This window comes from Chenggangzhangella methanolivorans, from assembly GCF_042648545.1.
Taxonomy (GTDB): Bacteria; Pseudomonadota; Alphaproteobacteria; order Rhizobiales; family Methylopilaceae; genus Methylopila; species Methylopila methanolivorans.
The window spans coordinates 390,665-404,698 of the sequence record NZ_JBHRXS010000005.1 but is presented as its reverse complement, the minus strand read 5'-3'; the positions used below and the strand labels follow the sequence as shown (position 1 = coordinate 404,698).

The 14,034-nt window shown below is 69.1% G+C and carries 9 protein-coding genes; 4 read left to right on the top strand and 5 right to left on the bottom strand.

Annotation, left to right across the window (positions count from 1 at the left end; all coding sequences use genetic code 11):
• Positions 1-417: 417 nt before the first annotated feature.
• The 3 genes from modA to modC all read left to right on the top strand — a co-directional run bounded on the left by modA (position 418) and on the right by modC (position 3,215).
• The gene (gene modA, locus ACFOWB_RS11245; protein ID WP_261404860.1) at positions 418-1,212 is read left to right on the top strand and encodes a molybdate ABC transporter substrate-binding protein; all 795 of its coding nucleotides are present in this window, start codon (positions 418-420) and stop codon (positions 1,210-1,212) included.
• Between the two features lie 13 nt (positions 1,213-1,225).
• Positions 1,226-1,927 (top strand): molybdate ABC transporter permease subunit, encoded by a 702-nt coding sequence (gene modB, locus ACFOWB_RS11240; protein WP_261405689.1) that lies wholly within the window; start codon positions 1,226-1,228, stop codon positions 1,925-1,927.
• Positions 1,928-2,144: 217 nt separating this feature from the next.
• Positions 2,145-3,215: a molybdenum ABC transporter ATP-binding protein gene (gene modC, locus ACFOWB_RS11235; RefSeq protein ID WP_261404861.1), complete on the top strand. Its 1,071-nt coding sequence runs from the start codon at positions 2,145-2,147 to the stop codon at positions 3,213-3,215.
• A gap of 63 nt (positions 3,216-3,278) precedes the next feature.
• Here modC and ACFOWB_RS11230 read toward each other — a convergent pair whose 3' ends face one another.
• Both ACFOWB_RS11230 and ACFOWB_RS11225 read right to left on the bottom strand, forming a co-directional pair.
• Positions 3,279-4,862: a glucan biosynthesis protein gene (locus tag ACFOWB_RS11230; protein WP_378147312.1), complete on the bottom strand. Its 1,584-nt coding sequence runs from the start codon at positions 4,860-4,862 to the stop codon at positions 3,279-3,281.
• A 375-nt stretch (positions 4,863-5,237) separates the two neighbouring features.
• Positions 5,238-6,200 (bottom strand): peptidylprolyl isomerase, encoded by a 963-nt coding sequence (locus ACFOWB_RS11225; protein ID WP_261404862.1) that lies wholly within the window; start codon positions 6,198-6,200, stop codon positions 5,238-5,240.
• 236 nt (positions 6,201-6,436) lie between these two features.
• Here ACFOWB_RS11225 and secA point away from each other — a divergent pair, with 236 nt between their 5' ends.
• Positions 6,437-9,166 (top strand): preprotein translocase subunit SecA, encoded by a 2,730-nt coding sequence (secA, locus tag ACFOWB_RS11220; protein ID WP_261404863.1) that lies wholly within the window; start codon positions 6,437-6,439, stop codon positions 9,164-9,166.
• A 199-nt stretch (positions 9,167-9,365) separates the two neighbouring features.
• Here the strand turns inward: secA and xth are convergent, their stop codons facing one another.
• The 3 genes from xth to ACFOWB_RS11205 all read right to left on the bottom strand — a co-directional run bounded on the left by xth (position 9,366) and on the right by ACFOWB_RS11205 (position 13,991).
• Positions 9,366-10,169, bottom strand: a complete 804-nt coding sequence (xth, locus tag ACFOWB_RS11215; protein ID WP_261404864.1) for an exodeoxyribonuclease III — start codon at positions 10,167-10,169, stop codon at positions 9,366-9,368.
• Positions 10,170-10,562: 393 nt separating this feature from the next.
• Positions 10,563-11,279 carry an outer-membrane lipoprotein carrier protein LolA gene (locus ACFOWB_RS11210; protein WP_378147308.1) on the bottom strand — a complete coding sequence of 239 codons (717 nt, stop codon included), beginning with the start codon at positions 11,277-11,279 and terminating at the stop codon, positions 10,563-10,565.
• A 108-nt stretch (positions 11,280-11,387) separates the two neighbouring features.
• Positions 11,388-13,991: a DNA translocase FtsK gene (locus tag ACFOWB_RS11205; RefSeq protein ID WP_261405690.1), complete on the bottom strand. Its 2,604-nt coding sequence runs from the start codon at positions 13,989-13,991 to the stop codon at positions 11,388-11,390.
• Between the last annotated feature and the right edge of the window lie 43 nt (positions 13,992-14,034).

Here is a 14,034-nt window from a genome sequence, read left to right as displayed (position 1 = left end):
AAGGAAACCACGGCGAACAAGGCCACTTCGTCATCGAAAAGGCCTTCGTCGAGAAGTGAGGCGCCGGGACTGCGGCGCTAACGCCGCGCCCGACCTGTCTCGGGCCTAGCGTCGTCATGCCCCGGCCTGTCCGGGGCGTCCGCTTTTCCGGGGAGCTCGGCGGACGATGATCCGGCGTGGATCCCCCGGACGAGCCGGGGGACGACGAGCGCGTCGCGTTTGACGTCTCGTCTCCTCAAATCCCTTGCATCCCACCTTGCCCGCAGGCCTGCGCTCGGGCATTTTCCGCGGCGTTCCTCCGCCGCTGACGGCGGTCATCCGCTCGTCGCCGATCTCGACGCCTCGATGGAGGCCGGGCGCGACGTCCAGCCGACAAAAGCCGCGGGGCCGACTCGCGGCGCGGAGACGTATCGCGCCATGTCCTTCACTCGCAGATTGTTCACGAGCATCGCCGTCGCCGGCGCGCTCGCCCTTTCCCCGCTCGCCGCTGTCGCGCAGGACGCCAAGGCCCCCGTGGTCGTCTTCGCCGCCGCCTCGCTGAAGAACGCCCTCGACCAGATCGCCAAGGACTGGACCAAGGAGTCCGGCGTCGAGGTGAAGTCGAGCTACGCCGCCTCCTCCGCGCTCGCCAAGCAGATCGAGCAGGCGGCCCCCGCCGATCTCTTCATCTCGGCCGACGTGCCGTGGATGGACTATGTCGCGCAGAAGGATCTGATCGACCCGGCCTCCCGCTCCGACCTCCTGGGCAACAAGCTGGTGCTCGTCGCCGCGACCGACTGGTCGAAGGGCGACGTCGACCTGAAGCCCGGCGTCGACATCGCGGGCCTTCTCGGCGACGGTCGCCTGGCCATGGGCGAAGTCGCCTCGGTGCCGGCCGGCAAATACGGCAAAGCCGCTCTCGAGAAGCTCGGCGTGTGGACACAAGTCTCGGCCAAGGTCGCGGGCGCAGAAAACGTGCGCGCGGCGCTGGCTCTCGTCTCGCGCGGCGAGGCCCCGCTCGGCGTCGTGTACAAGACGGATGCGGCCGCCGACAAAGGCGTGAAGATCGTCGGCACTTTCCCGGCCGACAGCCACCCGGCGATCGTCTACCCGGCGGCCAAGCTCAAGAGCGCCACGAGCGCGAGCGCCGACGCCTTCCTGAAGTATCTCTCCTCGGCCAAGGCCAAGGCGGTGTTCGAGGCAGCCGGCTTCACCGTGCTCGCCGGGAACTGATCCGCTGGAAGCGATCGCCGCAACGCTGGGCCTCGAGCCGGACGACCTCGTGGCCGTCCGGCTCAGCCTCGTGGTCGCGAGCATCGGCACGCTCGCAAGCCTGCCCTTCGCGGTGGTGATCGCCTTCGCGCTCGCGCGCGGGAAATTCTGGGGCAAGACGCTGCTCGACGGGCTGGTGCACCTTCCCTTGGTGATGCCGCCCGTCGTCACCGGCTACCTGCTGCTGATCGCCTTCGGCCGGCAGGGGATCTTCGGCAAGCCGCTGCTCGACTGCTGCGGCCTCTCCTTCTCGTTCAAGTGGACGGGCGCGGCGCTCGCGGCGGGCGTGATGGGCTTTCCGCTCATGGTGCGGGCCATCCGCCTGTCGATCGAGGCCGTGGACCGGCGCCTCGAACAGGCGGCCTCAACGCTCGGCGCGGGGCGCATCGGCGTGTTCCTCGCCGTGACGCTGCCCCTGAGCCTGCCCGGCGTTCTGGCGGGGCTGGTGCTGGCCTTCGCCAAGGCGCTCGGCGAGTTCGGCGCCACCATCACCTTCGTGTCGAACATTCCGGGCGAGACCCGCACGCTTCCGGCCGCGATCTATACGCTGACCCAGACGCCGGGCGGCGACGAGGCGGCGGGACGGCTGGTGCTGGTCGCGATCGCGCTCTCGCTTGCGGCGCTGGTGGCGTCCGAGATCCTCGCCCGCCGGCTCTCGACGCGGATCTCGGGATGAGGGCAGTTCGACTGAAATGTGCGCCCTTCCCCCCTCCCCCTTGCGGGGAGGGGTCGGGGGTGGGGGTGGCTCCGGAAAGGGCGACGCCCGCGACGTCGCTCGACGCGCAACGTTGGCGGTCCATTCTGAACCACCCCCACCCTTACCCTCCCCGCAAGGGGGAGGGGACGGAGACGTCGCGCCTCCGCCCTCGCTGTTCCGCGCGAAGGCGCGCGCAATGACCCTTTCCGTCGATATCCGCCGCAACGTCGGCGACTTCTCGCTCGACGTCGCGATCGAGGCCCCTTCGGGCGTCACCGCGGTGCTCGGCCGGTCAGGAGCCGGCAAATCGACGCTTGTCGACGCGATCGTCGGCCTCAATCGCCCGGACGATGGCCGCATCGCGCTCGACGGAACGACGCTCTACGACGCTGGCCGCCGCATCAATCTCGCGCCGCCGAAGCGTCGGGTGGGCTGCGTGTTCCAGGACAGCCGGCTGTTCCCGCATCTTTCCGTCAAATCCAACCTGATGTTCGGCCGCAAGCGCCGCGGGGCGGCCTCGCCGGATTTCGACCTCGTGGTCGAGACGCTCGGCGTCTCGCACCTGCTGTCGCGCCGTCCCCGTTCGCTCTCGGGCGGCGAGCGCCAGCGGGTCGCGATCGGGCGCGCGCTGCTCTCCGGGCCCCGCGCGCTGCTGTTCGACGAGCCGCTCGCAGCGCTCGACTCCGAGCGCAAGGCCGAGATCATGCCGTTCCTCGAAACCATCGTGGCCGGCGCCGAGATCCCGGTGGTCTATGTCACGCACGCGCTCGAAGAGGCGCGGCGGCTTGCTGAAAACCTCGTGGTGCTGGACGCCGGCCGCGTGACCGCCTCCGGTCCCGTCGAGGCGGCGATCGCAGCGGCCGGGCTGTCGAGCGCCGGCGACCGCTTTCTCGACGGCGTGACGGTCGAGGCGGCGATCGCCGAGATCGACGAGCGCTTCGAGCTGACGGGCCTTGCGCTCGGCGCCCATCGGATCTGGGCGCCGGGCGTCCTCGGCGCTGTGGGCGACGCGGCGCGGGTGCGCCTGCTCGCCCGCGACGTCGCTTTGTCGCTCGACCCGCCCTCGCGGACCTCGGTGCGCAACGTGCTGCCGGGCGTGATCCGCGGCGTGAAGCGCGGCGCGGGGCCTTACGCCTCCGTCACCGTCGACGTCGGCGGCGCGGTGCTGAAGTCGGAGCTCACCCGCCGCTCGATCGACGAGCTCGGCCTTGCGCCGGGCAAGGTGGTGCACGCGATGATCAAAGGCGTGGCGGTCGCGCGGGGGTGAGCGACGCGCCCTCGTTCCCTTCTCCCGCACGCGGGAGAAGGAGGCGGCAGGCGTCGCGCGGCCCTACCCCGCATTCTCCGGCGCGTAGGGAAACGTCCAGGTCTCGGTCAGCGTGCGGCCGTCGGCCTTGAGGAAGGCGCGCAGCTCCATGGTGCGGCCGGTGTCGGCCTGGACGTCGATCGCGACGCGGAAACCGCCGATCTTGGCGTTCGGCGTGACGAAGGTCCGGCTGATCGCGCCCGAAGAGGTCGAGGGCATGACCTGCACGCGCGAGGGATCGCCGAGATAATAGGCGAGGTCGCCGCCTGAGAAATCGACGATGAAGCGCTGCATGCCCGGGGGCACGGGCTCGGCCGAGCCGAGCGCGGCGGCGCGGGTCGGATAGGTGTTGACCGCCCGCCCGCCGGGGTGAAGCCGCGAGTCGAGCGACATCGAGCGCAGCCGGTAGCCGAAGGAGAGCTCGCGCCCCGCCTCGACCGGCGCGGAGGGCGTCCAGAACGCCACGATGTTGTCGTTGGTCTCGTCGTCGGTCGGAAGCTCGACGAGCTCGACATGGCCCTCGCCCCAGTCGCCGTGCGGCTCGACGAAGTAGCTCGGACGCAGCTGATAGGCGAGGTCGAGATCCTGATAGTGCTCGAACAGCCGGTCGCGCTGCATGAGCCCGAAGCCCTTCGGGTTCTTGTCCCAGAAAGACGAGATCTGCGGCGTCTTCGGGTTCCTGAGCGGGCGCCACACCCATTCGCCGCCGCCGGTCTGGAGCGCGAGGCCGTCGCTGTCGTGCAGCTCGGGGCGGAAGTCCGAGAAGTGGCGGCGCTGGTTCTCGGCGTAGAAGAACATCGAGGTCAGCGGCGCGATCCCGAGCTTTGCGATCGCCGTGCGGGGGATCAGCGTGGCGAAGACGTCCGTGACCGTCTCGGCGTCGGGATAGATCGTGAAGCGGAACGCGCCCGCGAGCGAAGGCCCGTCGAGCAGCGCGTAGACCGTGACGCGCTCAGCGTTGGGCGCCGGGGCCTCGATCCAGAACTCGCGGAAGATCGGAAATTCCTCCGGGCCCGGGCCGCCGCAATTGACCGCGATCCCGCGCGCCGAGATGCCATAGACCTGTCCGCGGCCGAGCACGCGGAAATAGCTCGCGCCCACGAAGGAGACGAGCTCGTCCAGCACCTTGGGTTCGTTGAGCGGAAAATGCAGGCGGAAGCCCGCGAAGCCGAGATCGACCGGCAGCTGCTTCTGGAACTTGTTCTGGCCGTAGTCGAACAGCGAGGCGGAGAACGGAACGGGCTGCGAATTGCCGTCGCGCACGACGTTCACGACCACGGGGCGCCGATAGAGAAAGCCCGGATGGAACATCTGCATCCGGAACGGACCGCCGCCCTGCGAGAGCAGCGCCTTTTCGGGCCGGAAGCGGATGTCGCGATACTGGTCGAAGGTGAGCTTCTGCAGCTCTTCCGGCAATTCGCGGAAGGCCGGATCGTAAGGCCGCGAGGCGAGGTCGCGCGCGCGGCGCAGCACGTCGTCGAAGCCGAAGCTTGAGGGCGCCGGCTGCTGGGCGGCCAGGCGGCCCGTTCCGAGCGTCGCCAACGCGGCCGCGCCGGCGAGCGAGAGCGCGCCGCGGCGCGTGGGACGGCGGAAGAGCTCTTGGGTCATGGGGCTAAGAAACGCGGAGGCCGAAAAACGCGGGATTGCGAAAGCCCGCGGAGGCGGCGCGGCTTCCGACCTTGGTCGTAGCGCGAAAGGCGGGCGGCTCGCAAGATGGGCAACGCCGCGGATCGCCGAGCGCGTTGCGATTTTACCCCTCGCCATCGCGGCGGAGAGTGGAGATCGCATCTTGCGCTTCCGCGAAGCGTCGCGCCGGCCTCCTCCACCACCCTTCGGGTGGTCCCCTCCTCCGCTAACGCAGAGGAGGATCAGAAAGAAGCGCGGGCCGCCGTGGGCCGATCCTCCCCTGTCCGCAGGACGGGGGAGGGGGACCATGCGGAGCATGGTGGAGGGGGCAGGCGCTCCCCTCTCAGACGGCGAGGCTTACTGCGGAGGGGCCGAGGTGGCGCCGCCCGCGGGGGCTTCGGCGCCCGGCAGCGGCACGGGCGGAGCGGACGGCTTGCCGGCTTCGGTGCGCTCGACCTTGGCGTCCTGGCGCAGCTTCAGCACGAGGTCCTGCTGGGCGGTGCGCACCACGTAGTTCTCGATCTGCGGGCGCACCTGCTCGAACGGCGGCACCGGACGGGTGCGCTTTTCCTCGAGCTTGATGACGTGGAAGCCGAACTGGGTCTTGATCGGCGCGGAGACCTTGCCGGGCTCGAGCTTGAAAGCGGCCTCCTCGAAGGCCGGCACCATCTGGCCGCGGCCGAAGAAGCCGAGGTCGCCGCCCTGCTTGCCGGAGCCCGGATCGGTCGAGACGTCGTTGGCGATCTTGGCGAAGTCCTCGCCTTTGGCGAGCCGCTCCTCGACCTTCTTGGCCTCGTCCTCGGTCTTCACGAGGATATGGCGCGCGCGCACCTCTTCCTCGGGCTTCAGGTTCTTGGCGGTGTCGTCGTAGAGCTTGCGCAGCCGGTCCTCGGTGACGGCGGCCTTGGCCTCCTTCTGGAGCAGCTCCTCCATCAGGGCGCGCTCCTGAAGATAGGCGACGCGCTTCTTGAACTCGGGGCTGTCGCCGAGCTTGTCGGCCTCGGCCTTCTTGGCCGCGAGCTTGAGGTCGATCAGGTAGTTGAGCGCGTAGTCGCGGCGCTGGTCCTCGGACATGGACGACATCGACTGCTGCAGGTCCTCGCTCGCGACCTCGACGTCGCCCGCGGTGATCTCCGCGCCGTCGATCCTGGCGAGCACGGTCGAGGGATCGAGCTTGGCCTCTGGCTTGGCGGGCGCCTCCGCGGCGGCCGCGGCGGGCGGCGGAGTCTGGGCGAAAGCGGCCGACGAAAGGCCGAGACCTGCGACGATCGCGATCCCGAGGCTCAGGGGCCGGGAGTTCTTCAGGTCGTAAATTGCCATGAAACTCTAACCTTTCGCGCCGTGATTGCGGCCTGAGGGGGCGGGACACTGTCCGAAACGCCTCGGATTGACAAGCCTGCGGCCCACTCTTATCTCGTGCGCTGGTTTCAGGGCGGCGAAAAGCGCCTCAAAATCGAACGGATTTCGGGGTTTTTAGCGCCGTTAGAAGCGCGCGTGGCCGGGAAGCCAGGGCTTTCCCCGCGCGAATTCCGGTCCATCGAGAAAGGTTCAGCCTCATGTTCGGCGGTCTCGCCCGACGTCTGTTCGGCTCATCCAACGAGCGCATGATCAAGGCGATGCGCGCGCGCGTCGCGGCCATCAACGCGCTCGAGCCCGAGGTCTCGGCGCTCACCGACGAACAGCTGCGCGCGCGCACTTCCGAGTTCCGCGAGCAGCTTGCGGCCGGCAAGACGCTCGACGAGCTTCTGGTGCCCGCCTTCGCCACGGTCCGCGAGGCCGGCAAGCGCGTGCTCGGCCAGCGCCATTTCGACGTCCAGATGATGGGCGGCATCACGCTGCACGAAGGCCGCATCGCCGAGATGAAGACCGGCGAGGGCAAGACGCTCGTCGCGACGCTCGCCACCTATCTCAACGCGCTCGACGGCAAGGGCGTGCACGTCGTCACCGTCAACGACTACCTCGCCCAGCGCGACTCGGGCTGGATGGGCCGCGTCCACGGCTTCCTCGGCCTGTCGGTCGGCGTGATCGTCCACGGCATGGACGACGACGAGCGCCGCGACGCCTACGCCTGCGACGTCACCTACGCGACCAACAACGAGCTCGGCTTCGACTATCTGCGCGACAACATGAAGTACGACGTCCGCGCCATGGTCCAGCGCGGCCACGCCTACGCGATCGTGGACGAGGTCGACTCCATCCTGGTCGACGAGGCCCGCACGCCGCTGATCATCTCCGGCCCGATGGAGGACCGTTCGGACCTCTATCTCGCGGTCGACGATTTCGTGCCCCATCTCGTGCCGGACGACTACGAGGTCGACGAGAAGCAGCGCACCGCCACGCTCACCGAGGCCGGCAACGAGCACATCGAGCGCATGCTCGAGGAGGCCGGGCTGCTGAAGGGCGACAACCTCTATGACGTCGAGAACGTCACGGTGGTCCACCACGTCAATCAGGCGCTGCGCGCCCACAAGCTGTTCCAGAAGGACAAGGACTACATCGTCCGCGGCGAGGACGTCGTCATCATCGACGAGTTCACCGGCCGCATGATGCCGGGCCGGCGCTACTCGGAAGGCCTGCACCAGGCGCTCGAGGCCAAGGAGCGGGTGAAGATCCAGCCCGAGAACCAGACGCTCGCCTCGATCACCTTCCAGAACTATTTCCGCATGTACCACAAGCTCTCCGGCATGACCGGCACGGCCATGACCGAGGCCGACGAGCTGCTCGACATCTACGGACTCGAGGTCATCGAGATCCCGACCAACCTGCCGGTCGCCCGCAAGGACGACGACGACGAGGTCTACCGGACGACGCGCGAGAAGGAGAACGCGATCATCGAGCTGATCCGCGACTGCCAGTCGCGCCAGCAGCCGATTCTCGTCGGCACCACCTCGATCGAGAAGTCCGAGCAGCTCTCCGACGCGCTCACCAAGGCCAAGATCCCGCATCAGGTGCTGAACGCGCGCTACCACGAGCAGGAGGCGCACATCGTCGCCGACGCCGGCTTCCCGGGCGCGGTCACGATCGCGACCAACATGGCCGGCCGCGGCACCGACATCCAGCTCGGCGGCAACCTCGAGATGCGCATCGAGCGCGAACTCGAGGGGATCGAGGAAGGTCCAGAGCGCCAGGCCCGCATCGAGGCCATCAAGGCCGAGATCGCGGAAAAGAAGGCGATCGCCAAGGAGGCCGGCGGCCTGTTCGTGGTCGGCACCGAGCGCCACGAGAGCCGGCGCATCGACAACCAGCTGCGCGGCCGCTCCGGCCGCCAGGGCGACCCCGGCCGCAGCCACTTCTTCCTGTCGCTTCAGGACGACCTGATGCGCATCTTCGGCTCCGAGCGCATCGACGGCATGCTGCAGAAGCTCGGCATCCAGGACGGCGAGGCGATCATCCATCCGTGGGTGAACAAGGCGCTCGAAAAGGCGCAGAAGAAGGTCGAGGCGCGCAACTTCGACATCCGCAAGAATCTGCTGAAGTACGACAACGTCATGAACGACCAGCGCAAGGCGGTGTTCGAGCAGCGGCTCGACTTCCTGCGCGCCGACTCGATCTCGGACCCGATCGCCGAGATGCGTCATGACGTCATCGACGACATAGTCTCCCGTCACATCCCGGAGAACGCCTATCCGGAGCAGTGGAACACGGCCGAGCTGCAGGAAGACGTGCGCGAGATCCTCAATCTCGACCTGCCCGTCGTCGAGTGGGCCGCCGAAGAGGGCATCGCCGACGAGGAAATCCGCGAGCGCCTGATGAAGGCCGCGGACGCCGCGGCCGCCGAGCGCGCCGAGCGGTTCGGGCCGGACATCACCAACCAGATCGAGAAGGCGGTGCTGCTGCAGACGCTCGATCATCTCTGGCGCGAGCATCTGGCGACGCTCGATCATCTGCGCCAGGTGATCGGCCTGCGCGGCTACGCCCAGCGCGACCCGCTGAACGAGTACAAGTCCGAGGCGTTCGAGCTGTTCCAGGCGATGCTCGCCAAGCTCCGCGAGACCGTGACCGCGCAGCTGATGCGCGTCGAGCTGGTGCAGGCCCCGCCCCCGCTCGCCGACGACGACCTGCCCGAGATGCAGGCGATCCACCAGGATCCGACCACCGGCGAGAACGAAATGGCGCTCGCCGACGCGGTCGCGGCCTTCGAGGCGGCTTCGGCGCGCGGGAGCTTCCAGGCGTCGGCTGCCGTCGACCCGAATGACCCGGCCACCTGGGCGAACACGCCCCGCAACGCCGAATGCCCCTGCGGCTCGGGCAAGAAATACAAGCACTGCCACGGCAAATACGCCTGAGGGTCAGGGCGCCCTCGCGCTGAGCGGCGCGCCAGCCCCCTCCACCATGCTCCGCATGGTCCCCCTCCCCCGCGCTACGCGCAGGGGAGGATCCGCGCACGAACTGCAACGCTCCTCTTGATCCTCCTCTGCGAAGCGGAGGAGGGGGACCATCGCGCCAGCGATGGTGGAGGAGGAGGCAGACGCCGCGGCCGTCCTCTCACCCCACCGTCAAAATCACCGGCACGTGGTCGGACGGGCGCTCCCAGCCGCGGGCGTCGCGCAGCGTCTCGACGCCTGTCGTGCGCTCGGCGACGTCGGCGCTCGTCCAGATGTGGTCGAGCCGCCGCCCGCGGTCCGAGGCCTCCCAGTCGGCGGCGCGATAGCTCCACCACGAATAGAGCTTTTCGGGATGGGGAACGTGCCGGCGCACCGCGTCCACCCAGCGGCCGGCGCGCAGCACGGCGTCCAGCCCCTCGGTCTCGATCGGCGTGTGGCTGACGATCTTGAGCAGCTGCTTGTGGCTCCAGACGTCGCTCTCATGGGGCGCGATGTTGAGGTCGCCCACCATGATGCGCTTGCCCGTCTCCGAGATGCGCTCGGACCACTGCTCGAGCTCGCGCACGAACTGGAGCTTGTGGGCGAATTTCGGATTGATCGCGGCGTCAGGCTCGTCGCCGCCGGCCGGCACATAGAAATTGTGCACCGTGACGCCCTCGAGCGGCCCTGAGGCGAAGGTCGTGGCGAGGTGGCGGGCGTCGTCCTTGTCGGCCCAGCGCTCCTTGGCGGTCGTCACGAACGGATAGCGCGAGAAGGTCGCGACGCCGTGGTAGCCCTTCTGGCCGTGCATCGCGACATGGGCGTAGCCGAGCTTCTTGACCTCGTTCATCGGGAACGAGTCGTCCGGGCACTTGGTCTCCTGCAGGCACAGGACGTCGGGCGAATGCTCGTCGACGAGCTTCCTCACGAGCCCGATGCGCAGACGCACGGAATTGATGTTCCAGGTGGCGAGGCGAAGCGGCATGGGGCGGAGGTCCGGAAGGCGCGGGGTCGCCTTCCTCATGCCCGAGCTTGTCTCGGGCATCCACGACTTTGACCGTTCACGCCCGCCGAAGTCGTGGATACCCGCGCTTTGCGCAGGCGCGACGGCGAGATGGAGCTTCGGGGACCCAAAATAAAAGACGCCCGGCCCTCGGGGGGTGAGCCGGGCGTCTCGCGCGCTTGGCGCTCCCGCCGATCGGAGGAGCGGCGGAAACGAGACGCGCCCAGGGGCTGCGACGGGGGGAACGCAGTGCCCCCCAGGCTTGTGCGCCTCGCTCGATCCCGAGATGGCCCTTCCGAAGACGAACGTCAAGCGCACGTCTACGTGAATCTACTTACTGCAATCGAAGCTTGCGGCGACGCCCTTAAGAGCCCGTTACGGACGCCCGCCGGGCGACACGCGGCGGCCCTGCTGGACGATGCGGAACAGGTTGTCGTCGAGCTTGGCCTGCTGCGCGACGTCGGTCAGAACCACCGAGGTGTCCATGCCCTGCGCGTCCGTGACGGTCCACTGACGGAGCTCGTAGTTCTTGCCCGAGAACATCAGCTGGATCTGCGCCCGCCCGCCGATGGCGTTCTTCTCCTCGAGCACGACCGAGACGAGGTCGGGCTCCTGGTAGACGCCGAGCACGCTCGTGTTCTTGGTGAGATCGATGTTCTCGGCGAGCAGGAAGCGCAGCGGCGTCTGGCTCAGCGGCCAGAGCTCCTGGGTCGCGAGCTTGCGGTTCTTCACCGACACCTGGCTACCGTCCGCCACGATCTCGAGCGGGCTCGGCGGGGCGTACTGGAAGCGGATCTTGCCGGGGCGCGACAAATAGAGCTTGCCGACCGCGCGCGAGCCGTCCGGGCCGGTCTGCTCGAAATTCGCCGTCACGTTGGTCAGCGAGTTGAAATAGGCGTTCACCCGCTGGAGCGTGGCGCGCTGGGCCGGATCGAGCTGTCCGGGCGGCACGCCCTTGCCGGCCGCCACCGGCTGCGCGTTCGGCGCGGGCGGATCGTTCGGGCCGCCGAACCACGACTGGGCCGAGGCCGGCGCGGCGACGAAGAGGAGGGCGGCGGCCGAGAGGCCGGCGAGAAGGCGTTTGGCGGTCATGTGCTGGGGCGCGAGGTCCGTCCGTCTGTCAGGATGGGGCAGATAGTGCGCCATCGTGGCGATTTCAGGTTTCGGGCGGAGGCTTCTCCCGCCCGCCGCCCGCAGCTCTCACGCCGCGTCGTCGTCCGCGTCGGCCGTTTCGAGCAGGATCTCGCGCTTGCCGGCGTGGTTGGCGGGGCCCACCACGCCCTCCTTCTCCATCCGTTCGACCAGCGAGGCCGCGCGGTTGTAGCCGATCTGCAGGCGGCGCTGGATGTAGGAGGTCGAGCACTTCTTGTCGCGCAGAACCACGGCGACCGCCTGGTCGTAGACGTCGCCGCCCTCTTCGCCGAACGCGCCCTTGTCGAACACCGCGCCGTCGGCGCCGCCGTCCTCGTCCTCGTCGGCCGTGACCGCGTCGAGATAGTCGGGCTGCCCTTGCGCCTTCAGATGGGCCACCACCGCCTCGACCTCGCCGTCCGAGCAGAACGGGCCGTGGACGCGGGAGATGCGGCCGCCGCCGGCCATGTGCAGCATGTCGCCCTGGCCGAGGAGCTGCTCGGCCCCCATCTCGCCGAGGATCGTTCGGCTGTCGATCTTGGACGTCACCTGGAAGGAGATGCGGGTCGGGAAATTGGCCTTGATGGTGCCGGTGATGACGTCGACTGAGGGGCGCTGCGTCGCCATCACGATGTGGATGCCCGCCGCTCGCGCCATTTGCGCGAGCCTCTGGATCGCGCCCTCGATCTCCTTGCCGGCGACGAGCATCAGGTCCGCCATCTCGTCGACGATCACGACGATGTAGGGCAGCTTCCCGATCTCCATCACCTCCTGCTCGTAGATCGCCTCGCCGGTCTCCTTGCAGAAGCCGGTCTGGACCGTGCGGGTGACGGCCTCGCCCTTGGCGAGCGCCTGTTCGGCGCGGGCGTTGAAGCCGTCGATGTTGCGCACGCCGAGCTTCGACATCTTGCGATAGCGGTCCTCCATCTCGCGGACCGCCCATTTCAGCGCCGTCACGGCCTTCTTGGGGTCCGTCACGACGGGGGTCAGCAGATGCGGGATGCCGTCATAGACGGAGAGCTCCAGCATCTTCGGATCGATCATGATCAGGCGGCACTCTTCGGGCTTCAGCCGATAAAGCAGGCTCAGGATCATGGTGTTGATCGCGACCGACTTGCCCGAGCCGGTGGTGCCGGCGATGAGCAGGTGCGGCATGCGCGCGAGCTCAGCGATCACCGGCTCGCCGCCGATGGTCTTTCCGAGGCAGAGCGGCAGGCGCATCTTGGCTTTCTCGAAATCGGCCGAGGCCAAGAGCTCGCGCAGGTACACGGTCTCGCGCTTGGCGTTCGGCAGCTCGATGCCGATGGCGTTGCGCCCGGGGATGACCGCGACGCGGGCCGCGACCGCGCTCATCGAGCGGGCGATGTCGTCCGCGAGACCGATGACGCGGCTCGACTTGATGCCGGGCGCGGGCTCGAGCTCATAGAGCGTGACGACCGGGCCCGGGCGCACGTTCACGATCTTGCCTCGGACGCCGTAGTCCTCGAGCACGCTCTCGAGCAGGCGGGCGTTCTGCTCGAGCGCCTCCTGGCTGACGGCCGGGGCCTGCCCGCCCTTGGCCTCGGCGAGGAGCGCGAGCGGCGGCAGTTCGTAGACGTCGCGGTCGAAGATGTCGGGCTGCTGTTCGCGCACCGCGCGCTTGCCGGGACGCAGCGCGCCGACGGGGCGCGCGATCCGGGCCGCGCCGGCGGCGAGCTGCTGGGGCGCGCCGCCGAGGACGCCGGTCGAGCGCGTGGCGCGCAGCACCGGCGAGCCGTCGAGGCCGACGTCGTCGGCGTCGCGGAAGTCGGGCTCCCGGCGGCCGCGGCCGTCAGAGAAGTCGTCGGGTTCGCGGCTCGCGCGGGCGAGGATGTCGGAGAGCGAGCTCTCGTCATAGGCGTCGCGGCCGGCGCGGCGCGCCATCATGCGGATGACCGCGCTTTTCGCCGACAGCGCCCAGTGCGACACCATGCCGAGCGAGACAAGCCGGCCGTCGTCCTCGTCCTCTTCGTAATAGTCGTCTTCCGGCTCGCGCTTCGCCTCGGGCTTGCGGGGGGCGGCCGTGCGGGCGCGGTCGGGCTCGCGGCGTTCGGCGAGATGGGCGCGCGCGTCGCGGTCGCTCGGCGCGACGAGGCCGAGCGCGAGCGCGAAGGCGACGAGCCCGGCGCAGGAGAGAACGCCTCCCGCGATGACCCGCAGGACGCCTTCGACGCCGGTCGCGTCGGCGGTCACGGCGAAGAGGTCGCCGAGCACGCCGCCGAGGCCCGCCGGCAGCGGCCAGCTCGGGGGCGCGGGAACGAGGCCCGCGACGCCGGCGAACAGAGCGCAGGCGAGCAGCCAGGAGATCAGCTTCACCTTTTCCTGCTCGACCGGCCGCTGCGTCATGAGGCGCCAGCCCCAGACGCCGATCGGGAGCACGAAGGCCGCGGCGGCGAGACCGAAGGCCTGGGTGAGCAGATCGGCGAGCACGGCGCCGGCCGCGCCGAGAAGATTGTGGATCTTTCCGTCGGTGGCGTGGCTGAAGCTCGGATCCTGCGCCGACCAGGTGGCGAGCGCGACGCCGGCGAGCGCAGCGATTCCGACCAGCGAGAGGCCGCCGAACTCCACGGCGCGGCGGATCAGAACCGCGCGCAGTCCGTCGGGCAGCAGGCTCACGGTCTGGAAGCCGCGCGGACGGGAGCGGAGCGCGCGCATGGTCATCGAGATCTCCCGGATGCGGGGCGGCCTGCAGGCGTAG